The sequence below is a fragment of the Stenotrophomonas maltophilia group sp. RNC7 genome, assembly GCF_030910085.1.
GTDB lineage: Bacteria > Pseudomonadota > Gammaproteobacteria > Xanthomonadales > Xanthomonadaceae > Stenotrophomonas > Stenotrophomonas sepilia.
In genome coordinates this window covers 1-370 of sequence record NZ_JAVFVN010000136.1, presented here as the reverse complement: position 1 = coordinate 370, position 370 = coordinate 1, and the positions used below count along the sequence as shown (strand labels likewise).

1 protein-coding gene is annotated in these 370 nt (G+C 66.8%); it reads left to right on the top strand.

Translation table 11 applies throughout. The features are described 5' to 3' along the window. Window positions 1–9: 9 nt before the first annotated feature. Window positions 10–370: mechanosensitive ion channel domain-containing protein (locus RCF13_RS01745; RefSeq protein WP_308140765.1), on the top strand; the 361-nt coding region annotated here is incomplete at its 3' end.

Here is a 370-nt window from a genome sequence, read left to right as displayed (position 1 = left end):
ACCGCGCTGGTGGCCAGCCTCGGCATCGGCGGCGTGGCGGTGGCCCTGGCGGTGCAGACCATCCTGAGCGACCTGTTCGCCTCGATCTCCATCGGCCTGGACAAGCCATTCGAGGCCGGCGACTTCATCGTCTTCGGGGCGGTGGCCGGCAGCATCGAGCATGTCGGCCTCAAGACTACCCGCATCCGCAGCCTGGGCGGCGAGCAGATCGTCTGCTCGAACACGGAACTGCTCACGCAGACGATCCAGAACTACAAGCGCATGCAACAACGGCGCATCGTGTTCTCGATCCGGGTCACCTACCAGACCCCGGTCGAGCAGGTGGCCGCCGTTCCCGGGATCATCCGCGCCCGGATCGAGCAGCAACCCG